Annotated in this window: 19 protein-coding genes; 10 read left to right on the top strand and 9 right to left on the bottom strand. The window is 73.1% G+C overall.

What is annotated here, in order from left to right; translation table 11 throughout:
* Positions 1-47 precede the first annotated feature (47 nt).
* Together OG490_RS29260 and OG490_RS29255 are read left to right on the top strand one after the other, a co-directional pair.
* On the top strand, positions 48-1,727 hold the full coding sequence (locus tag OG490_RS29260; RefSeq protein WP_330299254.1) for a PucR family transcriptional regulator: 1,680 nt from the start codon (positions 48-50) through the stop codon (positions 1,725-1,727).
* Positions 1,728-1,893: 166 nt separating this feature from the next.
* Positions 1,894-2,670 (top strand): hypothetical protein, encoded by a 777-nt coding sequence (locus OG490_RS29255; RefSeq protein ID WP_330299253.1) that lies wholly within the window; start codon positions 1,894-1,896, stop codon positions 2,668-2,670.
* Positions 2,671-2,739: 69 nt separating this feature from the next.
* Here the strand turns inward: OG490_RS29255 and OG490_RS29250 are convergent, their stop codons facing one another.
* A complete protein-coding gene (locus OG490_RS29250) occupies positions 2,740-3,459 on the bottom strand; it encodes a GntR family transcriptional regulator (RefSeq protein ID WP_443065988.1) in 720 nt (239 codons plus the stop codon).
* 70 nt (positions 3,460-3,529) lie between these two features.
* Between OG490_RS29250 and OG490_RS29245 the strand changes: the two genes are divergently transcribed.
* The gene (locus OG490_RS29245) at positions 3,530-4,429 is read left to right on the top strand and encodes a (2Fe-2S)-binding protein (RefSeq protein WP_330299251.1); all 900 of its coding nucleotides are present in this window, start codon (positions 3,530-3,532) and stop codon (positions 4,427-4,429) included.
* Here OG490_RS29245 and OG490_RS29240 read toward each other — a convergent pair whose 3' ends face one another.
* Complete coding sequence (locus OG490_RS29240) at positions 4,430-4,798, bottom strand: hypothetical protein (RefSeq protein ID WP_330299250.1); 369 nt, start codon at positions 4,796-4,798, stop codon at positions 4,430-4,432.
* Between the two features lie 221 nt (positions 4,799-5,019).
* Between OG490_RS29240 and OG490_RS29235 the strand changes: the two genes are divergently transcribed.
* The gene (locus OG490_RS29235) at positions 5,020-6,087 is read left to right on the top strand and encodes a DUF2637 domain-containing protein (RefSeq protein WP_330299249.1); all 1,068 of its coding nucleotides are present in this window, start codon (positions 5,020-5,022) and stop codon (positions 6,085-6,087) included.
* A gap of 68 nt (positions 6,088-6,155) precedes the next feature.
* Here the strand turns inward: OG490_RS29235 and OG490_RS29230 are convergent, their stop codons facing one another.
* The 4 genes from OG490_RS29230 to OG490_RS29215 all read right to left on the bottom strand — a co-directional run bounded on the left by OG490_RS29230 (position 6,156) and on the right by OG490_RS29215 (position 14,032).
* On the bottom strand, positions 6,156-6,557 hold the full coding sequence (locus tag OG490_RS29230) for an ATP-binding protein (RefSeq protein WP_330299248.1): 402 nt from the start codon (positions 6,555-6,557) through the stop codon (positions 6,156-6,158).
* Positions 6,558-6,742: 185 nt separating this feature from the next.
* Complete coding sequence (locus tag OG490_RS29225) at positions 6,743-8,485, bottom strand: pyruvate dehydrogenase (RefSeq protein WP_330299247.1); 1,743 nt, start codon at positions 8,483-8,485, stop codon at positions 6,743-6,745.
* A gap of 65 nt (positions 8,486-8,550) precedes the next feature.
* Positions 8,551-10,116 (bottom strand): protein phosphatase 2C domain-containing protein, encoded by a 1,566-nt coding sequence (locus OG490_RS29220; protein ID WP_330299246.1) that lies wholly within the window; start codon positions 10,114-10,116, stop codon positions 8,551-8,553.
* A gap of 106 nt (positions 10,117-10,222) precedes the next feature.
* Positions 10,223-14,032 (bottom strand): S8 family peptidase, encoded by a 3,810-nt coding sequence (locus OG490_RS29215; protein ID WP_330299245.1) that lies wholly within the window; start codon positions 14,030-14,032, stop codon positions 10,223-10,225.
* 201 nt (positions 14,033-14,233) lie between these two features.
* Here OG490_RS29215 and OG490_RS29210 point away from each other — a divergent pair, with 201 nt between their 5' ends.
* The 3 genes from OG490_RS29210 (at position 14,234) to OG490_RS29200 (ending at position 16,209) form a co-directional block, all read left to right on the top strand.
* Complete coding sequence (locus OG490_RS29210; RefSeq protein WP_330301118.1) at positions 14,234-15,211, top strand: helix-turn-helix domain-containing protein; 978 nt, start codon at positions 14,234-14,236, stop codon at positions 15,209-15,211.
* A gap of 24 nt (positions 15,212-15,235) precedes the next feature.
* A complete protein-coding gene (locus OG490_RS29205) occupies positions 15,236-15,718 on the top strand; it encodes a DUF456 domain-containing protein (protein WP_330299244.1) in 483 nt (160 codons plus the stop codon).
* A 113-nt stretch (positions 15,719-15,831) separates the two neighbouring features.
* Complete coding sequence (locus OG490_RS29200) at positions 15,832-16,209, top strand: PPOX class F420-dependent oxidoreductase (RefSeq protein WP_330299243.1); 378 nt, start codon at positions 15,832-15,834, stop codon at positions 16,207-16,209.
* 107 nt (positions 16,210-16,316) lie between these two features.
* Here OG490_RS29200 and rsgA read toward each other — a convergent pair whose 3' ends face one another.
* Entirely contained in the window at positions 16,317-17,423 is a 1,107-nt protein-coding gene (gene rsgA / locus OG490_RS29195) for a ribosome small subunit-dependent GTPase A (RefSeq protein WP_330299242.1), read from the bottom strand.
* 478 nt (positions 17,424-17,901) lie between these two features.
* Here rsgA and OG490_RS29190 point away from each other — a divergent pair, with 478 nt between their 5' ends.
* Together OG490_RS29190 and OG490_RS29185 are read left to right on the top strand one after the other, a co-directional pair.
* Positions 17,902-18,681, top strand: coding sequence for a TetR family transcriptional regulator (locus OG490_RS29190; RefSeq protein ID WP_330299241.1), 780 nt, complete (start codon positions 17,902-17,904; stop codon positions 18,679-18,681).
* A 95-nt stretch (positions 18,682-18,776) separates the two neighbouring features.
* Entirely contained in the window at positions 18,777-19,175 is a 399-nt protein-coding gene (locus tag OG490_RS29185; protein ID WP_330299240.1) for a VOC family protein, read from the top strand.
* Here OG490_RS29185 and OG490_RS29180 read toward each other — a convergent pair.
* Both OG490_RS29180 and OG490_RS29175 read right to left on the bottom strand, forming a co-directional pair.
* Complete coding sequence (locus tag OG490_RS29180) at positions 19,109-19,870, bottom strand: helix-turn-helix domain-containing protein (protein ID WP_330301117.1); 762 nt, start codon at positions 19,868-19,870, stop codon at positions 19,109-19,111. The two genes, OG490_RS29185 and OG490_RS29180, sit on opposite strands and share 67 nt — an antisense overlap.
* Positions 19,871-19,907: 37 nt before the next feature.
* A complete protein-coding gene (locus OG490_RS29175; protein ID WP_330299239.1) occupies positions 19,908-21,023 on the bottom strand; it encodes a YihY/virulence factor BrkB family protein in 1,116 nt (371 codons plus the stop codon).
* A gap of 17 nt (positions 21,024-21,040) precedes the next feature.
* On the opposite strand from OG490_RS29175, the gene OG490_RS29170 reads away from it, so the two are divergent.
* Positions 21,041-22,684, top strand: coding sequence for an acyl-CoA dehydrogenase family protein (locus tag OG490_RS29170; RefSeq protein WP_330299238.1), 1,644 nt, complete (start codon positions 21,041-21,043; stop codon positions 22,682-22,684).
* Positions 22,685-23,043 lie beyond the last annotated feature (359 nt).

The following is a 23,043-nucleotide window of genomic DNA, read 5'->3' as shown; positions in this document are numbered from 1 at the left end:
TGCCCGATTTCCAACGGCAACATTCGAGACAGATCGGCGGCGACATCATGCGGCTGCGCGCACTGCTGGAAACCGAGGCGCTGGGGCTGCGGCTGCTCGGCGGCGAGGACGAACTGGACCGGACGGTCCGCGGGGTCATGACGACCGACCTGCGCGATCCCAGCCGGTACCTCTCCGGGGGCGAGCTCGTCCTCACTGGCCTGGCATGGAGACGAAATTCGGCCGATTCCGAGCCCTTCGTACGCATCCTCGCGGGCGCCGGTGTAGCCGGACTCGCGGCCGGCGAGGCGGAGCTGGGGGACATCCCCGACGACCTCGTCTCGGCATGCCTGCGCAACCGCCTGCCGCTGTTCGTCGTGAACGAGAACGTTGCATTCGCCACGATCACGGAGTACGTGGTCCGGCAGGTCTCGGGAGAGCGGGCCGGCGACCTGGCGGCCGTGGTGGACCGCCACCGGCGGCTCATGACCTCCGGTCCGGCCGGTGGCGGACCCGATGTGGTCCTCGATCTGCTCACCACGGACCTCGATCTGCGGGCCTGGGTGCTCTCGCCCACGGGCCGGCAGATCGCCGGAGCGGGCGAACCGCTGGCACCGGGCGTCTGCGCGGCGCTGGCGAGCGAACACCTCGCGGCGGTCCGGACGGGCCGACGCGGGCCCCACCGGATCTCCATCCAGGGTATTACCTACTCCCTCTTCCCGATCAGGGGACACGGCAGGGGCCCGGCCGGTCCGGCCTCCCGGGACGTGCGCGAGAGCGTGCTCTCGGACTGGCTGCTGGCCGTCGAGGCCGACGCGGGCGACTGGCCGGCCGAGCGGCTCGACCTGCTCCAGGGCGTCACCCAGCTGATCGCCGTCGAGCGGGACCGCCGCGACGCGGCCCGTACGGTGCGCCGCCGGCTCGCCCAGGAGGTGCTGGAGCTGGTCCAGACGGGCGCCCCGCCCGCCGAGATCGCCGCCCGCCTGCGGGTGGCCGCGCCGGTGCTGCTGCCGGGGCTGGGCGCCGCCCCGCACTGGCAGGTCGTCGTGGCCCGGGTGGACTGGGACGGCGGGGACATCCCCGGCGGACCCGTCGCCCAGTCGCTCCTCGAGGAGATCCTCGTGGACCCGTCGGTCTCCGGTCCGGAGCCCTCGGACCGGATCGCCGTCGCGCACGCCGGGGACGAGGCGATCGCCCTCGTACCGCTGCCCGCGCCCGCCGGGGAGCCCGGGGACGAGAAGGGCCCCGACAACGCCCTGCACGCCGAGACGCTGCTCGCGTCCGTACGGGACCCCCTCGCGGCCGGGCTCGCCGACGACGGCCGGCTCACACTGGGCGTCAGCGCCGCCGTGCACTCCGCCGAGGGACTCCGCGGGGCCCTGGAGGAGGCCCGGCACGCCCGCCGCGTCGCGGCGGCCCGTCCCGGCCGGGTCTGCGCGGCCGGCCACCACGAGCTCGCCTCGCACGTCCTGCTGCTGCCGTTCGTCCCGGACGACGTCCGCCGCGCCTTCACGGCCCGGCTGCTGGACCCACTGCGGGACTACGACCGCCGCCACCGTGCGGAGCTCATTCCCACCCTCGAAGCGTTCCTGGACTGCGACGGTTCCTGGACCCGCTGCGCGACGCGGCTGCACCTGCACGTCAACACGCTGAGGTACCGGGTCGGGCGAATCGAGCAGTTGACGGCGCGGGACCTCTCCCGGCTGGAGGACAAGCTCGACTTCTTCCTGGCACTGCGGATGAGCTGAGAAGATCCGCTCCCCCGGGCTCCCGGGGTCGGGCAGGGGCGGCTGATGATCCGTCCGGACTTTGTGAAAGAGTTCACCCGACCCCTTGGCCGGAGCCGTAGATCCGTGCTCTCATTTCGCCCCAGGGCTCAACGACGTGCTGCTTGGTTGCTTTGGGGAGGGCAATGTGGCGGATACCGCCATGTCCGGTGCCGGAACTACCGGGGGAGACGACCCCCTCCAGCGGGCGATATGGCGGCTGCGCTCGCGCGGCTGTTGGACCGACGCGGCGGCCCTGCTGACGCCGCACGTACACGACCCGGGAGCCGCCGTGCAGCGGACCTCGCTGCTGGTCGAGCGCTGCCTGTTCACCGGGCAGGGCTGGGCCGAGGCCGAGGACGCGCTGCGGGTGGCCGAAGCCGTGGCCCACGAGGACGACGACCGCGGCGCGGCCGCGTGCGAACGGGGCCACCTGGCCTACGCGGCGACCGTGCTGGGCGTACGGGACCGCGCGGACGAGGCCCGCTCCGCACTGGGCCGCGCGGCGGCCCTGCTGTCCCCGGGGTCCCGGACCCGCCCACTGCTGGACTTCCGGCGCGGGCTGGTCGCCGAGCACCTGGCGGACGCCCCGCAGTCGGCCCTTCCGGCGTACCGCCGGGCCCATGCGGGGGCGGTCGCCCACGGCGACACCCTGCTGCTGTCCTTCACCTGGCGCCACCTGGCCGCGCTGGCCCTGCGGGAGGGCGAGGTGGCCGAGGCCCGTCAGGGCTTCGCGGAATCCCTGCGCATCCGGGAGGACCTGGGCTTCCTGGTGGGCACGGCCCCGGCGCTGGCGGCCCTGGCCGAAGCCGAACCCGAACCGGAGGCCACCCGGCTGCGCGCGGAGGCCCGCCGGCTGTTCCACCTGCTGGGCGGCATCCCGACCTGGCTGGCGGACCAGCTCCAGCCGGCCCCGACCGCCTGACCCCGCGGCCGGGCCCTGCGGGGCCCGGCCGTCAGGGGCGGGCCGTCAGGGACGAGGAGGTCCCGGCCTTCAGCGCCCGGCCGCCGGGCGGGCCGGCGGTGCGAAGTGGTCGCGGATCACGGACTCCGCCAGCGGGAGGTCCCCCGCCGACAGGGCGTCGAGCATCGCCGCGTGCTGGGCCGCGTCCGCGGGGAGGTTCGCCCGGGGGGACCGGGTGGGGCCCGAGACCGGCCAGCGGGCCCGGCGGTGGACGTCGTCCGTGACCAGCAGGAGCTGCGAGTTGCCCGACAGGGCCAGGACCGCGCGGTGGAACGCCCGGTCCGCCTCCGCGTACCGCGCCGGATCCCCCGAGGCCGCCGCCTGCTCCGCCGAGGCCGCCGCCGGACGCATCGCGGCCCAGACCCCGGCGTCGACCGTACGGGCCAGCTCCAGGATCACCGGGAGTTCGAGCAGCGCCCTGACCTCGGCCAGTTCCGCCAGCTCGTGGTGGGTCCGGGGCAGGACCCGGAAGCCCCGGTTCGGGAGGCATTCGACGGCCCCCTCCAGCGCCAGCTGCTGCATCGCCTCGCGGACCGGGGTCGCGGAGACCCCGAACCGCTCGCCCAGCGCCGGGCCGGAGTAGATCTCCCCCTGCACCAGGACGCCGTCGACCAGCGCCTTGCGCAGCGCTTCGAGGATCTGGCCGCGCACCGAATGGCGCATCACCTTGCGTGTTTCCTGCTCCGGTACCCGGGCTCGGGCCGCGTCCTGCACTCGGACCTCCTGCGGGTCTGGACCTGACCCGAGAATATCCCGAACCCCCGAGAGATCGAGTAAGGTAAGGCTTACCTGTTAACGATCGCGCGATTCGGTGGCCCCCATGACCCTCATGGCCGTCGGGCCCACCGGGCCCGCCCAGCCCGTCACCGCGCCCGCCACCGCCCCCGCCCCGGCCGGCTCCCCGGCGGCGGACGCCTACGCGCGGCTCACCGCGGCCTACGGCGGACTGCGCGTCACCGGGCTCGCGGCGCACGAGCCCTCCCCCCGCGGTGCGGGATGGGTCGGCGCGCACGAGCTCGCGGCGGGCGGCGAGGCCCTGGAGGCCTTCCTCGCCTGGGACGAGGCCCAGGTGCTACGGGACTACGGGCGCCGGGCGCGGCCCGACGTGGTGGCCGGCTTCGGGCTGCACCGGTACGCGTGGCCTGCGTGCCTGCTGATCACCGTGCCCTGGTTCCTGGACCGCCGGGTGCCCCTGCTCGCCCCGGACCAGGTGGCCTTCCACCGGACCGAGGGGCGGATGGCCGTGCGCGTGGAGTCCTTCGCCTGCCTGCCGGACGATCCGGCGGCCGCCCTCCCCGGGGCCCGGGTCGTACCCGACGCCCAGGCGCTGCGCGAGGAGGTGCGGGCCGCGGTGGCCGGGCACCTCGGGCCGGTGCTGGAAGGCTTCGCCCCGCGCATGCGGCGCGGGCGGCGCGCACTGTGGGCCATGGCGACCGACGAGGTCGTCGAGGGCCTCTGGTACCTCGGCCACCTGCTCGGCGAGGTCGAGGAGCGCCGGGCCATGCGCGAGCTGGAGCTGCTGCTGCCCGGCGCGACGGCCCCGTACACCGGCGGCGCGGGTTTCCGTACCCTCGAAGGCCCCGGCGGCCGGGAGTTGGCCACCCGCGACCGGGCCGGCTGCTGCTTCTTCTACACGATCCGCCCCGAGGACACCTGCGTCACCTGCCCGCGCACCTGCGACGCGGAGCGCGTCACCCGCCTGACGGCCGCCGCCGGCTGATCACCTGGGGCCCCCGAGCCCGGAGGGCCAGGGCAGCCGCTCCCCCGACACCCCGCGGAACCAGGCCCCGACCCGGCCGCAGGACAGGCACACGTCGGTCATCCACCGGCCCGGCACCCCGTCCGACCGAACGCCCTCGGAGCCCTCCTCCACCACCATGCCCTCGTCGCCGCACCACGGGCACAGGGCGTCCCGGCCCTCGTAGCGTCGGATCTCCCGCAGGGCCGCGCCCGGGGCGGTCCGCCGGCGGCCCAGCCAGCCGCAGGACCCGCACTCCCACCACAGCGTGTCGGGCTGCCGCCGCAACGGCCCCATCAGCTCCGCGAGCGGCTCCTCGCACCGAGGACACCGCACAGCCGCCTCCGCCATCCGAACCCACCCTTCCGACTGACCGCGAATCGAACTCAACCCCCGGCACCCGCGCGACAGTTCGAGCCGCAACACCCTATCCGGCGGGCTCCGCCCCCCGATGGCGTCCACTTGCCCCGAAACCCGCGTGTACGCCGCACCGGCTGCGCCACTATGGCGCCCGGAAAGCCGCACCGGCCACAAGCCGAATCAGCCGCATACGCGAGGCAAGGGACATCCGCATGAGACTGACCGACATATCGCTGGACTGGCTGCTGCCCGGCAGCCTGCTGATCCTGGGCGTACTTGCGGCAGTGGCGGTGCTGGCCCGGGGCAAGCGCGAAGGCGAGAAGGCCGCGGCGGCCGAGGACAGCTGGGAGCGCAGCGAGGAGCGGCGGCGCCGCAAGGAGGCCGTCTACGGGACCGCCTCCTACGTCCTGCTCTTCTGCTGCGCGGCGGTGGCCGCCGCCCTCTCCTTCCACGGACTGGTCGGCTTCGGCCGGCAGAACCTCAACCTCTCCGGGGGCTGGGAGTACTTGGTGCCCTTCGGGCTCGACGGCGCCGCCATGTTCTGCTCGGTTCTCGCGGTCCGCGAGGCCAGCCACGGCGACGCGGCCCTCGGCTCCCGCATGCTGGTCTGGCTGTTCGCGGGCGCGGCCGCCTGGTTCAACTGGGTGCACGCCCCGCGCGGCGCGGGACACGACGGGGCTCCGCAGTTCTTCTCCGGAATGTCCCTCTCGGCCGCCGTGCTCTTCGACCGGGCCCTGAAGCAGACCCGCCGGGCCGCCCTGCGCGAACAGGGCCTGATCCCCAGGCCGTTGCCGCAGATCCGGATGGTCCGCTGGATGCGGGCCCCCAGGGAGACCTTCGGCGCCTGGTCGCTCATGCTGCTGGAGGGGGTGCGCACCCTCGACGAGGCCGTTGACGAGGTGCGCGAGGACAAGAAGGAGAAGGAGCAGGACCGCCACCGCAGGCGGGACCAACACCGCCTGGACCGTGCGCACATCAAGGCGCTCGGCCGGCAGAACCGGGCGTTCGGGCGCGTGGCCCGGGCCCGTCAGGTCGACATGCCGGGGCTGGCCCCCGGAGCGGGCTCCGCGCCGGTCGGCGCGGAGCCGGCCATAGCGGAAACGGATCAACTGCCGCTACGACGCCGGCCCTCCCTCCAGGCCGTTAGCAAGGCCGAATCCGGGGACCCGGCCGGTGGCCCCCGGACGGTGGACCTCACCGCCGAGGACGACACCCAGACGCTTCCCCGGCTCGACTCCCTGGAGCGCAAACTGAAGGATCTGGAGCAGCAGTTCGGCTGAGGCCGAGGCCGAGGCCGAGGTCGACCGGAAGAGCACGGAGCAAGCACCACGTGGGGCCCGCCGAACCGTCAGGCGGGCCCCGCGTCTTCGCTCCCGTCCAGTTCGAACCAGACCACCTTGCCCGCGCCCAGTGCCAGCGAGTCCACGCCCCAGGCGTCCGCGAGCGCCTGGACCAGTACCAGCCCCCTGCCGTGCGTACCGTGGTCGGCGGACGGTACGTACGGCCGGGGCCGGCGGGCGGCGTAGTCCCGGACCTCCACGCGCAGGCGGGCGCGGGCGAGGGTCGCGGACACCTCCGCACCGTGATCGGTGTGGACGAGGGCGTTGGTGACGAGCTCGGTGATCAGCAGCTCGGCCACTTCGGCGGTGTCCGCCCGGCACCGGTGGCGCATCAGCTCCCGTAAGGCCCTTCGGATTTCTCCGACTGCTTTGAGATCCGCCCGGCGCACGCTGTGGGTGATCCCCAGCATGTCCACCGCTCCCCCGTCCTCGACCGACGGTTCACGCGGTACCGGCCGCCCCCTCTTCCACAGCTTTCCGGTCTTCGCCCCCACCCGCACGGCGATGTACCTCCCGTGTGCCGCTGCCGAAGGCCCGCCTCTCGAACAGGCCTACGGGATGCATGCCCCCCAGGGGAATCCGCACGCATACGGGCTTACGGGCGCGGCACGTTGCGGAGATTGGATCGAGCCATCTGGATCATCCGGCCGACCCCTCCGTCCAGCACGATCTTGCTGGCGGACAGTGCGAATCCGGTCACCATTTCGGCGCTGATCTTCGGTGGAATCGACAGGGCGTTGGGGTCGGTCACCACGTCCACCAGGGCGGGCCCCTTGTGCCGGAAAGCATCCTTCAAAGCGTCCTTGAGCTGCTTGGGCTTCTCGACGCGGACCCCGTACGCACCCGCCGCGCGGGCGATGGCCGCGAAGTCGGGGTTCTTATTCGTAGTTCCGTACGAAGGAAGGCCGGAAACCAGCATCTCCAACTCGACCATCCCGAGGGATGAGTTGTTGAAGAGAACCACTTTGACGGGGAGGTCGTACTGCACGAGGGTGAGGAAATCTCCCATCAGCATGGAGAAACCGCCGTCGCCGGACATCGACACCACTTGACGTCCGCGATCGGTGAACTGTGCGCCGATGGCCTGCGGGAGGGCGTTGGCCATGGATCCGTGGCTGAAGGAGCCGATGATGCGGCGCTTGCCGTTCGGGGAAAGATAGCGCGCCGCCCATACGTTGCACATGCCCGTGTCGACGGTGAAGACCGCGTCCTCGTCGGCGAGTTCGTCGAGCACGGCGGCCACGTACTCGGGGTGGATGGGCGTGTGCTTCTCCACTTTCCGGGTGTACGCCTTCACCACCCCCTCCAGCGCGTCCGCGTGCTTCTTCAGCATCCGGTCCAGGAAGCGGCGGTCCGACTTGGCCCTGACCCGGGTGTTCAGCGCGCGCAGGGTCTCCCGTACGTCTCCCCAGACCGCGAGGTCCAGTTTCGAGCGGCGGCCGAGGTGTTCGGGCCTGATGTCCACCTGGACGATCTTCACGTCGTCGGGGAGGAAGGCGTTGTACGGGAAGTCCGTGCCGAGCAGGATCAGCAGATCGCACTCGTGGGTGGCCTCGTAGGCCGCGCCGTAGCCGAGCAGGCCGCTCATGCCGACGTCGTAGGGATTGTCGTACTGGATCCACTCCTTGCCGCGCAGGGCGTGTCCGACGGGGGCCTTGACCCGGCCCGCGAACTCCATCACCTCGGCGTGCGCCCCGGCGGTGCCGCTGCCGCAGAACAGGGTGACCCTGTCCGCCTCGTCGACGAGCCGGACCAGTCTGTCGATCTCGGCGTCCCCCGGGCGCACCGTCGGCCGCGCGGTGACCAGGGCGTGCTCGATGCTCTTCTCGGGAGCGGGCAGGGAGGCGATGTCTCCCGGCAGCGAGATCACGCCGACCCCACTGCGGCCCACGGCGTGCTGGATGGCGCTCTGCAGTACCCGGGGCATCTGCTGCGGGTTGGAGATCAGCTCGCTGTAGTGGCTGCACTCGGTGAACAGCCGGTCGGGGTGGGTCTCCTGGAAGTAGCCGAGGCCGATCTCGCTGGAGGGGATGTGGGAGGCCAGCGCGAGGACCGGGGCCATGGAGCGGTGGGCGTCGTAGAGCCCGTTGATGAGGTGGAGGTTGCCGGGGCCGCAGGAGCCCGCGCAGGCGGCCAGGGTGCCGGTGATCTGGGCTTCGGCGCCGGCCGCGAAGGCGGCGGTCTCCTCGTGGCGGACCTGGATCCACTCGATGTCGCCGGTCCGGCGGATCGCGTCCACGACGGGGTTCAGGCTGTCGCCGACGACTCCGTACATCCGCCGCACGCCCGCGCGCACGAGGATGTCGACGAACTGCTCGGCCACGTTCTGCTTTGCCATGGAGGGGGCGCCCTTTCCGGTTCTGCCTGCCGTGTGCGCCTCCCATCCACGCATGGTCCGCCCGGTTACGCCTCCCAGACCGCGGCGGCCGTCCGGTCGTCGGCGTAGCCCTTGAGGCGGAGCTGGGTGTCCGCGAGGAAGGCCGCGAGGCCCGGCGGGGGCTCGTCGGACCAGCGGGCGGCGAGTTCGGCGCAGAGCACCTTCTCCTCGCGCATCGGTTCGGCGAGGCCGCCGGAGCACAGCAGCAGGGTGTCGCCGGGGCGGGCCACGGAGCCGCGGAAGCGGAACCCGGTGTCCGAGGCCGGAGCTTCCTCCAGGTCGCTCCACTCCCCCGCGCGGAGCCGGAACAGTCCGCCCGCGCCCGCGCCGAAGGAGATCCGGGTCCGGCATTCCGGGTCGACCGGCAGCAGCAGCCCGCGCAGCCCGGCGGTGTAGGCCTCCTCCGCCAGTCCGAGCTCCGCGGAGCGGGCGCGCAGCCGGCCGTAGCCCCGGTCGGTGAGCCGCTGGAGCCCGGAGCGCAGCGCCTCGCGCCGCCCGGCCCGGATGTCCTCGGCCAGCCGCTCCTGGCTGCGCCCGACGGCTCCGGCGACGGAGCGGCACAGCTCGGCGGCGGCCGCGGCTGCTCCGGGCGCGGCCCGGTCCCCGCCGGCGAGGACGACCAGGACCAGGGCGTCGGGGCCCGCGCCGAAGCGGGCGGTGAGCAGGAAGTCCCGCCGGGGCTCGCCCCGGAACCGGGCGGAGTCCCCGCGCAGCGAGGCGGCGCGCAGGGTGTAGCCGCCGTACTGGGCCCCCTCCAGCACGGTGTCGGGGGTCAGGGCGGAGAGCGCGGCCGGGTCGGCGGTGGGCAGCGCGACGGGTTCGGGCGCGTAGGTCGGCGGGCGGTCCCCCAGGTGCGCGGTCACCGGCCGTTCGGCGAGAACGGCCGGAGCGGGGTCCTTCGCGGCCCCGGCCGCAGCGGCCGTGCCCGCCACGGCGGTTTCGGTCCCGGCCGCGGCAGGGCGCACCGGCGCACGACCGGCGGGCTGCGGCGCGGCGGGTCCGGGCTCCACGGCTGGGGCCGGGCCGGGCTCGTCGCCGCGCGGGCCCTCGTCGCCCGGTGCGCCCCAGCTCCAGACCGGCAGCTCGTCCGGCTCCGCTCCCGCCGGGCCCTCGGCGGGCAGCGCAGGCGGTACGGAGACGTCGCCGAGCGCGTACCAGGTCTGCCCGCCCGCCCGCGGATCCCGCGGCGGCGGCAGCAGGGACTCGCCGTACGCCCCCTCCGCCGGGGACCAGGCCTGCGGCGCCACCGGCTCCGGGACCACAGGCTCAGGGACCACAGGCGGCGGCGCCACCGGCTCCGGTGCCACAGGTTCCGCGACCACCGGCTCCGGCGCCGTCGGCTCCGTGACCACCGGCTCCGCTGCCACCTGCGGCGGGGCCTGTTCCTCCCCTGTCGGCCGGTCCGGGCGGGCGGGGTCCCGGCGCTGGCCGGGCAGGATCGCGCCCTCCCCCGAAACCGGTGGGGCCACCATCACCGCCGCCGAGCGGAAGCGGTGGTCGAGCGTGTCCCGGGGATCGGTCTCCGGTCCCGCGTCGGGGTCCTCGTAGAGTTTGTGCCACCAGTCATCCGCGCCCGCGCCCTGCTGACTCATGTCCCACATTGTCGTGCTCCGCCGCGGGCGGAATCCGGCGAACACACGAAAAGGGGAGCCCATCGGACCGCCGTCCGGTGGACTCCCCTCGTATCAGTCGTACGACCTAGCGGATGTCGTACGCCCGCGCGACCATCTGGGTGACGGTGGCGCCGTTCACATCGGTCAGCTCGACCTTGAGCATGACCTGCTTGCCGGCCGCTCCGGCGTGGTCCACGGTCGCGGTCCACTGCCCGCCGCGCTCGCTCACCTTCGCCTCGGTCCAGCTCTCACCGTTGTCGTACGAGTACGACAGCTTGGCCGACTTGAGCGCACCGGGCGTGTAGCCCGCGTGCCCGCTGACCCCGAGTCCGATCTTCTGGCCGTTTACTGCGGCCAGCGTCTTCATGCCGTCCAGCGGGGCGGAGATCCGCGGGAAGAGGACCGGCAGCGGCTGCGAGTACTGCGCCGCGTCCAGCTTCGAGCGGAAGGTCCACGTCGTGGAGATCGCCTGCGAGCGCTGCCAGGTGCGGGCCGGCTGGCCGAACTTCTCCAGCTGCTGGGTCAGTTCGTACGTGGCCTCGCCGGCCGGGACCTCGAAGACCCCGGACGGGTAGCCGCTGTCGCCGAGCGACTCTCCGTCGCGCTTGAGCGAGACGTTGCCGAGGTCGCCGAAGCCGCCCGGCTGCGCGAAGTGGCCGCTGTCGCCCCACATCGCGGAGGCGAAGCCGATCAGGTTGCCCTGCCGTTCGGCCGCCAGCTGCTCCTTGCCCGCCGTGTCGCGCGGCGCCACCGGGCCGATGACCCCGTCGTACCAGCTCTCGGCGCGCTTCGAGCCCGCCGCGTACGTACGGTGCTGGTCCGTCATGAACTCGCCCCACGGGAAGCTGCTGGAGACCAGGTGGTCCCAGGCGGTGTCCCCGGCGGAGTAGTACTCGGTGCGCTTGCCCGGCACCGCGACGGTGTCGATGGAGCCGAAGTAGACGGCGCTGCCGAGCGGCCGGTAGGCGCCGGTGACGTCGATGAAGTCGGAGGCGACGCCCATCGACTGGTAGGAGGACTCGACGGCGCCGAGCTCGCGGTCGTGCACCCGGTAGGTGCGGTCGCCCTGGACCGGGCCCTTCTCGATCTGGGCCAGGTTGTAGACGTACGGGCTCTTCGCGCTGCCCTTCCAGCTCAGCGTGACCTTGCCCGCGCCCAGCTGTGCCAGGAGGGCCCGGCCCTCGCCCGACTCGATGGACATCGCCGGGAGGGAGCCGCCCGCGTAGCCGGTGAAGCCGGCCCAGCGGCCGGGAGCGTCGCGATAGGCGAGGACGGCCTTGGCTCCGGCCTTCTTCGCGTCGGCCGCGACCTGGTAGAGGGAGGCCTCGTCCACCTTGACCAGCACGATCGCGTCCTTGGCGGCGACGGCGGCCAGCTCCTCGGCCGTGCCGGTGCCCGCGTTGACGAGCGGAGCGCTGCCGGTGCCGTCCAGGTTGTCGCTGCCCGTGGAGGCGGTGATCGGATGCAGCACGGGGCCGCCGTTCGCCTTCAACTCGGAGATCAGCGGCGCGGCCGCCCGCCAGTAGCTGCCGAACTCGTAGGCGCCGTCCTTGGCCCGGCCCTCCACGGAGGCGTAGTAGCCGCGGATGGTGCGGCCGCCCATGGCGGTGCCCGCATGCTGCCAGACCGCGCCCCAGGAGCGGGAGAAGGCGAGGGTGGTGGCGCGCGCCTCGGTGGGCTTGTCGGTCGCGATGCTCAGCCGGGCCGCCTTGCGGGCGTCCAGCACGATCACCGTGTCCTTCTTGATCTCCGTCTGCGGGCGGCCGAGGTAGGTGAGCGAGTCGACCATGGTCGCGCCCTCGCCGGCGTCGGGGGTACCGACGAAGGCGGAGAGGAAGTACGCGCCCGGGCGGACCCGGTAGACCTGGTCGACGGAGCCCTCGTTGAAGCGGCGCTCACCGCTGGCGTCGTCGGTGCCGATCACGTCCAGGGAGGACGGTCCGGCGGCCGGCTTGCCGTCGCGGTCGATGAGCTTGACCCGCAGGGTGACCGTCTCGGGCTCCACGTACAGCGAGAACGGGGTGGAGACGTGCACGCCGTTCGCCGTGGCGACCACCCGGCCGGCCACGTCCCCGTACTGGGAGCGCTCCAGCTTCGCCGACGGGTCCAGGGCGAGCGGCACCTTGACGGTGGCGCCGGCCGGGACGGTCACGCTGCGCTGGCCGAGGCGGGCCACCTGGCTGCGGACCGCGGAGCCGTCGTTGCCGGTGACCTTCTCGACGGAGAGGTTCAGGGTGACGGGCTTGGTGCCCGTGTTGGTGTACGGGACCTCGACGTTTCGGCGGTCGCTGCGGTCCTGCGGCCAGTTGTACGCGCCGCCCTGGAGCGAGGAGGCGCTGGTGACGGTGGTGTCGATGGCGGCCTTGACGTCGAGCCGGCCACCGCCGGTCTCCCGTACGTCACCCGGGATCGCGGTGTTCGCGGAGCCGACGAGCGCGGCCTTGATCTGCTGCGGGCTCCAGTCGGGGTGGCGCTGCTTGACGATGGCGGCGGCGCCCGCGACGTGCGGGGTGGCCATCGAGGTACCGGACATGGACTGGTACGCGTACACCCCGCGGCCGCCCATGTTGGCGGCGGAGATCCCGACGCCGGGGGCGGCGATCTCCGGCTTGAGGGTGTGCTGCAGACCGGCCGGGCCGCGGCTGGAGAAGGAGGCCGTGCTGTCGTCGCGGTCGACGGCCCCGACGGTCAGCACGCTGGGCGCGCAACCGGGCGACGAGACCGTGTTGTTGCCGGGGCCGGAGTTGCCGGCGGCGATGACGAAGAGGGTGCTGCTGCTCTGCGCCAGCGCCTCGGTGGCGGCGGCCATCGGGTCGTCGCAGGAGAGCTGCGAGGGGTCGCCCAGGCTCATGGAGACCACGTCGGCCTTGCTGTCCACGGCCCACTGCATGCCCGCGATGATCCACGAATCCAGGCCGTAGCCCGAGTCGTTGAGGACCTTGCCGCTCAGCAGTTGGGCCCCGGGCGCGACGCCCTTCTTCGCGCCCCCGCTGGCCGCGCCGGAGCCGCCGACGGTGGAGGTGGTGTGGGTGCCGTGGCCCTGGCGGTCCTCGGCGGTGTCCGAGTCGGTGAAGTTCTTCGCCTCGGCGACCCGGCCCTTGAGGTCGGGGTGTTCGAGGTCGACGCCGGTGTCGAGGACGGCGACCTTGGTGCCCGTGCCGTCGAATCCGGCGGCCCACGCGGCGGTGGCGTTGACCTGCTTGGTGGAACGCTCCAGGTTCGCCTGGACCTTGCCGTCCAGCCACAGCTTCTTCAGCGGGGCGGCGGCCGCGGAGCGCGTGTGCGGGTTCGTGGCCCCGCCGGTGACGTCGGACCAGAACTCGGCGGCCTTCGTCTTGTCGGCGGCCAGTGCCACACCGCCGATGGACCCGAGGACGAGCGACTGCTCGGCTCCGCGCGGCACGGGCGGGGCGCTGCGCGCCAGGCCCGCCGAGGCCTCGTAGACCGCGATGAGCGGGAGCTTCTTGGCGTGCGCGTCGTCGTAGCCCTGCCGGATCAGGCCGGTGACGTTGAAGAGCTCCTCGTCCACCTTGCCCGCGGCGAGCGCCTTGACGGCGCTCTCGGGGTAGACGTACAGGTCCTTGCCCGCCTGGCGGGTCTGGACGACCGGCTGCGAGCCGTCCTCGCGGGGCATCGCGGTGGCGGCGGTGCGGCCGGCCGCGTCGGTGGAGACCAGGACCCGGTCGCCGGTGACCAGGGTCACCGTGACGGGCCCGGTGGGCTGCGCGGAGGCGGCCCCGCTCCCGGTGAGGGGCCTGTTCGGCGTTCCTGCCCCTGCTGCGGTTCCCGCTCCGGACGCTCCGTCCGACGGCTGCGCCGTGGACGGGCCCACGGCGGTGACGGCCAGGACGGCCGCGATGGCCGCTCCCAGTGCCGTACGCGATATCGGGCGCATCGCTCTCCCCAGGTGAATTCCGGCCAACTACTGCATTGCACGGCGAAACCGCCGCGTAAATGGCTTCTGGCCAGCGGATGTTGGTGCTGCGGTGGCGCCACCTTGGCAGAGAGACGGGTGGTGCGGCGATGATGTCCGCGGCGGGTTTGCGCCGTGGCCGCTTCCCGCCAGGAACGGCACTGAGAGGGCTGGGTGGACGGGTTGCTGGGTGCGATAGGTCTCGACGAGGGGCAGGAGTCGGCGTACCGCGCGCTGGTCGCGCTGGGGGCGGCGGAGATACCCGATCTCGCACACCGGCTCACGCTGCCGGTGCAGCAGACCGAACGGGCCCTGCGCCACCTGGAACGGCAGGGGCTCGCCGCCCAGTCCTCCGCCCGGCCGGGCCGCTGGGTGGCCGCCCCGCCCGGCGTGGCGCTCGGCGCGCTGCTCACCCAGCAGCGGCACGAACTGGAACAGGCGGAGCTCGCGGCGGCGCTGCTGGCCGAGGAGTACCGGGCGGAAGCCGCCGAGCCGGCCGTGCACGACCTGGTCGAGGTGGTCACGGGCGCCAGCGCGGTGGCCCACCGCTTCCACCAGCTCCAGCTGGGCGCCGTGGAAGAGGTGTGCGCACTGGTCAGCGGCCGCCCGCAGGTGGTGACGGGGACGGACAACGAGGCGGAGGACCGGGCCGCCGTACGGGGCGTCGCGTACCGGGTCGTCATCGAACGGGAGGTGCTCACCCTGCCCAGCGGGATCCGCGAGGCCTCCTCGGCGCTGGCCCGCGGGGAGCACATCCGGGTGACGGAGCAGGTGCCGACCAAGCTGATGATCGCGGACCGGGCGCTCGCGATGGTCCCGCTCACCGCCCGCGGCGCGGAGCCGGCGGCGCTGGTCGTGCACGCGTCGGGACTGCTGGAATCCCTGATGGGGCTCTTCCAGGCGGTCTGGCGGGAGTCGCTGCCGCTGCGGCTGGGCTCCTCCGGCGCCCCGGAGGAGGGGGACGGCGGCCCGGACGTCACGGACCTCGAAATCCTCTCGCTGCTCCTGGCGGGGATGACGGACGCGAGCGTGGCGAAACATCTGGAACTGGGCCTGCGCACGGTCCAGCGGCGGGTCAAGGGGCTGATGGAGCTCTCCGGGGTCACGACCCGGCTCCAGCTGGGCTGGCACGCGTACGAACGGGGCTGGGTGGCCCGATAGCCCCAGGTCAGGCAGGCTGAGCAGATGGATCTGCCTCAGCTGCTCCTGGTGGGGCTGGTGCTGCTGCTCGGAGTGGTCGGGGTACTGGTCCCCGGCGTTCCGGGCACCTGGCTGGTCTGGGCCGGTGTGCTGTGGTGGGCCATGCACGAGCGGTCGGCGGCGGCCTGGACCCTGCTGGTCGCGGCGACGGCCCTGCTGCTGGTGGTCCAGGTGGTGAAGTGGCTGCTGCCGCCGCGCCGGCTCCGGGGCGTGGGCGTGACCCGCCGGATGGCGGCGTACGCGGGCGCGGGGGCGGTACTGGGCTTCGTGCTGGTGCCGGTGGTGGGGGCGGTTCCGGGGTTCGTGGGCGGCATCTACCTGTGCGAGCGCGAGCGGCTCGGATCGCACGGGGAGGCGTTGGCCTCCGTCCGGGCGGTGATGCGGGCGGTGGGGACGAGCGTGCTGGTGGAACTGTTCGCGTGCCTGCTGGTGGTGGGGGCGTGGGCCGGGATGCTGGTGTGGGCGTAGGGCGTGGGCGCAGGGCGCGGGGCGCGGTGCTCGGGCGCGGCCCCGGTCGTAGGCCCCGGTCGTAGGCCATTGGCCCGATGCGCGGCGCGGGCGGGGCTGGGATCGTCTCCCCCATGACGGACTTCAAGGGTTTCAGCGAGCAGGAACTGGCATACCTGCGGTCGCAGCACCTGGGGCGGCTCGCGACGGTGGACGCCACCGGGCAGCCGCAGGCGAACCCTGTGGGGTTCTTCCCGCAGGACGACGGGACGGTCCTGGTGGGCGGGCTGGCGATGGGCAGGACGAAGAAGTGGCGCAACCTGGCCGGGAACCCCCGCCTGTCCCTGGTCGTGGACGACCTGGTCAGCACCAGGCCGTGGAAGGTCCGGGGCCTGGAGATCCGCGGCCGCGCGACCCTCGAGACCGGCCCGCACACCCTGGGACCCCACTTCAGCCCCGAGGTCATCCGGATCCACCCGGAACGCGTCCTGTCCTGGGGCCTCGACGGGTAACCGCAGCCTGCCCCGGCCACCCGCGGCCCTGACGGGCTGCGGGTGGCCGGGGCGGGCCGTTCGGGCCCGTTCGGGCCCGGCGTTTCGGGCCCGGCCGGGCCCCGCGGTCAGGCGCGGCCGCTCCGCTTCGCCGAGTAGTTCGCGCGGCCCTCCGCGGAGCGCAGCCGCCAGTCCCGCCTCAGCTCCGCACGGAGCCTCGCGTCGGTCTTCGCGACGATCCGCTGGTTCTCGCGCAGCAGCTTGCGGTAGCTCTCCAGCCGCCGCTCGGGCAGCGCCCCCGAGGCCACCGCCTCCCGCACCCCGCACCCCGGCTCCGCCTCGTGCGCGCAGTCGTGGAACCGGCACTGCGAAGCGAACTCCTCGATCTCCGAGAAGACCTGCCCGACGCCCGCTCCGGCGTCGAACAGCCCGACGCCCCGCAGCCCGGGGGTGTCGATGAGCACGCCGCCGCCCGGCAGTACCAGGAGGTTGCGCGTCGTGGTGGTGTGGCGGCCCTTGCCGTCGACCTCACGGGCCTCCTGGACCTCCATCACGGCCTCCCCGAGCAGGGTGTTGGCCAGGGTGGACTTGCCCGCGCCGGAGATTCCCAGGAGCACGCTCGTACCTCCCGAAGCGACCGCGGCGAGTACGTCCGTACCCTCTCCGGTCAGGGAGGACACGGAGAGGACGGGGACTCCCGGGGCCGCCCCCTCCACGTCCTGGACGAGGTGCCCGAGGGTGACCGGGTCGGGGACCAGGTCGGCCTTGGTCAGGACGACCAGCGGCTGCGCCCCGGATTCCCATGCGAGCGCGAGGAAGCGCTCGATGCGGCCCAGGTCGAGTTCGACGGCCAGCGATACGGCGATGATCGCGTGGTCGACGTTCGCGGCGAGGATCTGGCCCTCGGACCGCTGCGAGGAGGTGGACCGCACGAAGGCGGTCCGGCGCGGCAGGTACGCCTTCACGTAGCGCGGACTGCCGTGTGCCTCCACCGCAGCCCAGTCTCCGGTGCAGATGACCCGGAGCGGGTCGTGCGGGGTGACGAAGGCGGTGTCGGCGCGGACGATTCCGTCGGCGGTCATGACGTCGCACTGGCCGCGGTCGACCCGTACCACCCGGCCGGGCACGAGGCCCTCTTCGGCGTACGGGGCGAATTCGGCCGCCCATGCGTCGTCCCAGCCGTAGGGGGCGAGAGCGTGCGGAAGCAGAGCCTGCGGGAAAGAAGAGAAAGACAAGGGAAACCCTTCACAGGGTGGCCCCGGCGGTGCGCGCTGCTGTAGAGCGCGGGAGATGAGGAGAAGTCAGCCGGAGACCACGGAAGTGACATTGATGGTCTTCTGAGTGCGGGCAACGCCCTGCGCCATGACAGTCATCAATGAACTCACCTCCGAGTCGTACACACACGTGCTGACGAGCGGTCCCGCCACTGCTCGGCGGGAACGTCCCCACCGTAACAAGGCCCTTGAGGACCGCGCCAATTCTTTTTCGGGTTCCTTTTCGGGTTCCCTTCCGGGCCGTGCCGGGACTTACCGTCGGTCAGGGGCCGGCCATCGGTCCCTTCCCCAAGTCGGTTGAGGAGTTAGGCTGCTCCGCGTGGACAACCGTGAGCTTGCAGATTCTGAGACGCTTTACGAGACGGTAATCGGCCCGTCGGCCTCGTGCGGCGAGCCGGTCGTCGAGACGGCCTCGGACACCAGGAAGCGGATTCTGCGGGTGTCCACGGAACTCTTCTCGGTCCACGGTTTCCACGACACCTCGCTGCGCGAGATCGCCGAGCGGGTGGGCATCTCCAAGCCGGCGGTGCTGTACCACTTCCCCGGCAAGGCCGATATCCTCGGCGCCCTCGTGGAGCCGATGCTCCGCGATCTGGTGGCGGCCATGTCCCGCGCCGCGGCCGCCGCACCAGAGGAGCCGGCCCCGGACGGGCCCGATGGAACCGGCGGGACCGGCGGAACCCGCGGGACCGGCGCGGCAGGCGCGGCCGACCGGGTCCGCTGGGCCGCGATCGAGGGGGTCCTCGACACCTGGCTGAGCCACCGCCACCTGCTCCGGCTCAACCTCCAGGACATGGCCGTGGCCACCCCCGGGCCGGCCTTCGCCCGCCTGCGGGAGGCGATGCTCCGGGCGAACGCCCTGGTCGCGGGGGCCGGTCCCGGGTTCGCGGAGCGGGTGCGGGCCGCTCAGGCCATCGCGATGCTCTCCGACCCCGTGGTCCTCTTCGCCGACGCCCCGGTCCCCGAGCTCCGCGCGGCGGTCCTGGACGGCGTACGCCGCCTCCTGGACGGGCCCGCCGAGCACCCGCCCACGGCTCCGGCCGCGCGTCCCGCGCCCGGGGGCCGGCGCGGACGGCCCGCCGCCATGACTGCCGCCATGACCGAGGCCGCGCGCCGGATGCACGCCGCCGGCAGCGGTGCGACCGCGATCGCCGCCGCGCTCGGCGTCTCCCGGGCCACCGTCTACCGCCACCTGCCGCCGGAGGAGGACGCCGGGTGAGGTGAGGATGCCTGGTGAGGAGGACGTCGGGTGAGGTCCGGTTCATGTCCGATTCCTTCAAGACCGGCGGCCCCGGCCGCCCCTAGCCTGACGGCATGACTCCCCGACTCGACATGATCGGCATCATCGTCTCCGACATGGCCGCCTCGCTCGCCTTCTACCGCCGCCTGGGCCTCGACGTCCCGGCCGAAGCGGACTCCCAGCCGCACGTGGAGGCCGTCCTGCCGGGCGGTCTGCGGATCGGCTGGGACACCGAGGAGGTCATCCGCTCCTTCGACCCGTCCTGGACCCGGCCCGAGACCGACGGCCGGGTGGGGCTCGCGTTCCTGTGCGACTCCCCCGCCGAGGTGGACTCCCTGTACGCGGCATTGACCGGGGCCGGGCACACCGGCCACCTGAAGCCCTGGGACGCCTTCTGGGGCCAGCGCTACGCCGTGGTCCTCGACCCGGACGGCAGCGGGGTCTCCCTCTTCGCCGCGGCCGACCCCGCCTGACCGGCGGCCGTCGACGCCGCCGCGTAGGCCCCCGGTGTGGTCGCCGCCAGGGCCCGTACCTCGCGGGCGTAGTGCGCCTGGTCGGCATAGCCGGCCGCCTGGGCCACCTCCGCGTGCGGCAGCCCGCGCCGGGTCAGCGCGAGGGCCCGCTGGAGGCGCAGGATCCGCCCGAGCGTCCGGGGCCCGTAGCCGAAGGCGTCCAGCGACCGCCGGTGCAGCTGCCGCTCCCCCAGGCCCACCGCCGCCGCGACGGCGGCCACGCCCTGCCCGGCCCGCAGCCGGGCCGCGACCTCCCGGGCCAGTGCGTCCGGGGGACCTGCTTCGGCCTCGCGGAGCCGGGCCAGCTCCTCCAGTCCCGCGCACGGGTCCTCGTACGAGGCCACCTGCCCGGCGAGGCGCCGTACCTCCGCCGCCGGCCACAGGTCGGCCAGTTCCACCCGGCGGTCGCGCAGCGCGCTCGCCGGTACGCCGAGCAGCGCGGGCGCGGTGCCGGGGGCGAGCCTGATCCCGGCGAAGCCGGTGCCGGGGACCTCGCCGGCGGGGTGGGCCGCGGTGTCGGGTCCGGCCACCAGGAGCCGCCCGTCCACCCACAGCAGGTCCATGCAGCCGTCGGGCAGCACCACTCCGCCACCGGCCCCGGCGGCCCGCCAGAGCACGGCGCCGGGCAGCACCCGGGACGGCCGTTCCTCGTACACGCCCCTCACGCCCCTCAGGCTACGACCGGCGGTCAGGTCAGTGCTTGCGCAGCCTGGAGTGGTAGTCCTCGGGCGGCAGGAACTTCGACCAGCGCTCCGGGAACTCCGAGGGCATGTCGTCGTCCTCGTCGTCCTCCGACTCGCCTTCGGCGAGCGCCCGCCAGGCGGCGGCGCGGGCGACCAGCTGGGCGGCTTCCGCCTCGCGGACCCGCTCGTTCGCCTCGCGCGCCGCCGCCGTGGCCACCGAGGGCCAGACCCGGTCGATGGCCGCGTTGACGGCGGCGCCGACGAGGACGGCGAAGGCCGAGATGCCGATCCACAGGAGGACGGCCACGGGGGCGGCGAGCGATCCGTAGATCGTCGGGCCCTCCACGGTATTGGTGAGGTAGATCCGCAGCAGGAACGAGCCCAGCACCCACATGGCGAGGGCGACGAGCGCGCCCGGCACGTCCTCGATCCAGGGCGAGCGGACGGGGACGGAGACGTGGTAGAGCGTCGTCAGGAAGGCGATGCAGAGCAGGGTGACCACGGGCCAGTACAGGACCGCGATCACTTCCGTGCTCCACGGCACCAGCCGTACCACCGCGTCGGGGCCGACCACCATCAGCGGCAGCACGATGGCGCCGATCAGCAGGGCGATGACATAGAGGAGGAAGGCGAGCAGCCGGGTCTTGACGATGCCGCGCTGCCCGTCGAGCCCGTACATGACGGTGATGGTGTCGATGAAGACGTTGACGGCGCGCGAGCCGGACCACAGGGCGAAGGCGAAACCGAGGGAGATGAGGTCGGGGCGGCCCCGGTTGGTGACGTCGTCGAGCATCGGTTTGGCGATGTCGTTGACGCCCCGGTCGGAGAGGACGGTGCCGACCGCCCGCAGGATGTTCTCCTCGATGCTGGCGACGGTGGTGCCGCCCGACCAGCCGTCCACGTAGCCGAGCAGACCGAGCAGGCCGAGGAAGAGCGGGGGCAGCGAGAGGAGGGTGAAGAAGGCCGCCTCGGCGGCGAGTCCGAGGATCCGGTACTCGATGCACGAGTTGACGGTGTCTTTGAGCAGCAGCCACGCCATCTTGCGCATGGAGACGTTGCGGTAGAGGACTCGGGCCCGGTGGAGCCGTCCTGGGATCCGCTCGGGTGTTTCTTTTGCTGGCTGCACGTCCTTACGGTATCGGCATGGCAGCCACCACCCACACAGTCACCAATCAGGCCCCGCTCCTCACGGGCTACGACGTCTACGGCAGCGACCGGGTCCTGAGCGAGGGCGTGGAGCGGCATCTCGAGGGCGCGGCGCCCGAACTCGCCGCGGAGGTAAGGGGAGAGCTCACCGAGCTGGGTCGTGCGGCCGGTTCCCGGCAGGCCCAGGACTGGGGGACGCAGGCGAACGAGAATCCGCCGAAGCTGCGGACGCACGACCGGTACGGCAACCGGATCGACGAGGTGGAGTTCCACCCCTCGTGGCACCGGCTGCTGGGGCACGCGGTGGGCTCCGGGCTCACGGACGCGTGGGGGCGGCCGGCGGGGCACCTGCGGCGCGCGGCCGGGTTCTTCGTGTGGTCGCAGGCGGAATCGGGGCACGGGTGTCCGGTGTCGATGACGCACGCGGCGGTGCCGGCGCTGCGCACGGATCCGGAGTTGGCCGCCGAGTGGGAGCCGCGGCTGACCTCGCACGTGTACGAGGAGGGGCTCAGGCCGGCCGGACAGAAGGCCGGGGTGCTCTTCGGAATGGGGATGACGGAGAAGCAGGGCGGCAGCGACGTACGGGCGAACACGACGGCGGCGGTGCCGCTGGACGCCTCGGGCGAGTACCTGCTGACGGGGCACAAGTGGTTCTGTTCGGCGCCGATGTGCGACGGGTTCCTGGTGCTGGCGCAGGCGCCGGGAGGGCTGACGTGCTTCCTGGTGCCCCGGGTGCTGCCGGACGGCACGCGCAACGTCTTCGCGATCCAGCGGCTGAAGGACAAGCTGGGGAACAAGTCGAACGCCTCGAGCGAGGTGGAGTTCGACGGGACCTGGGCGCGGCGGGTGGGCGAGGAGGGCCGAGGGGTGCGGACCATCATCGAGATGGTCGCGGCCACCCGGCTGGACTGTGTGATCGGCTCGGCCTCGCTGATGCGGCAGGCGCTGACGCAGGCCGCTCACCATGCGGAGCACCGCTCTGCTTTCGGAGCACCGCTCATCGACCAGCCGCTGATGCGCAACGTGCTCGCCGACCTCGCTCTGGAGTCGGAGGCCGCCACCACCCTGACCCTGCGCCTCGCGGCCGCGTACGACGCCGGCACCGAGCAGGAGCGGGCCTTCCTGCGCCTCGCGGTGCCCGTCGCGAAGTACTGGGTGACCAAGCGCTGTACGCCGATGGTGGCGGAGGCACTGGAGTGTCTGGGCGGAAACGGCTACGTCGAGGAGTCCGGGCTGCCCAGACTGCTGCGCGAGTCCCCGCTGAACTCCATCTGGGAGGGATCGGGCAACGTACAGGCCCTCGACGTGCTGCGCGCGCTCCAGCGCGAGCCGCAGGCGCTGGGCGCCTTCCTCCAGGAGGTGGGCCTGGCGCGGGGCGCCGACCACCGGCTGGATTCGGCCATCAAGAACCTGCTGACCGAGCTCGCCGACCTGGAGGGCATCGAGGCGCGGGCCCGCCGGGTGGTGGAGCGGATGGCCCTGGTGCTGCAAGGATCCCTGCTGGTCCGATGGGCCCCGCCGGAGGTGGCGGACGCCTTCTGTGCCTCGCGGCTGGGTGGCGACTGGGGCGCGGCCTTCGGCACGCTGCCGCACAGCCTGGACCTGCAGTCCGTCGTGGAACGGGCCCGGATCGCGGGCTAGCGGTGGTCCCCAAACCGCCGCGGGCATGGATCCGGGCCCGTTGAACCGGATCAGGGGTGGCGCCGCGCCGACTCGGCACCACCCCTGATCCGAGAAGCCCCGAGGAAGGAGCTGTCACGTCGCTCGGCGACGTCCGCACAGTTTCGATCGGACGACCGGGACTTGGCGAGAGTTGCATGACGTTGCAACCTTTGAAGCACCACCCGCACGGCGTACCACCTGCACCACGCACCACCCGCACGACCAGCACCACGTGCACGACCAGCACGACCAGCACCACGTGCACGACCGGCACGACGCACCACATGCTCCACACGGGGAGGTTCCGGTGGCCCACACCACAGGCAGCGCGGTCGATG

This window comes from Streptomyces sp. NBC_00503, from assembly GCF_036346895.1.
GTDB lineage: Bacteria > Actinomycetota > Actinomycetes > Streptomycetales > Streptomycetaceae > Streptomyces.
Note: the sequence above shows the minus strand (reverse complement) of the source record. Positions and strands in the feature narration are given on the sequence as shown.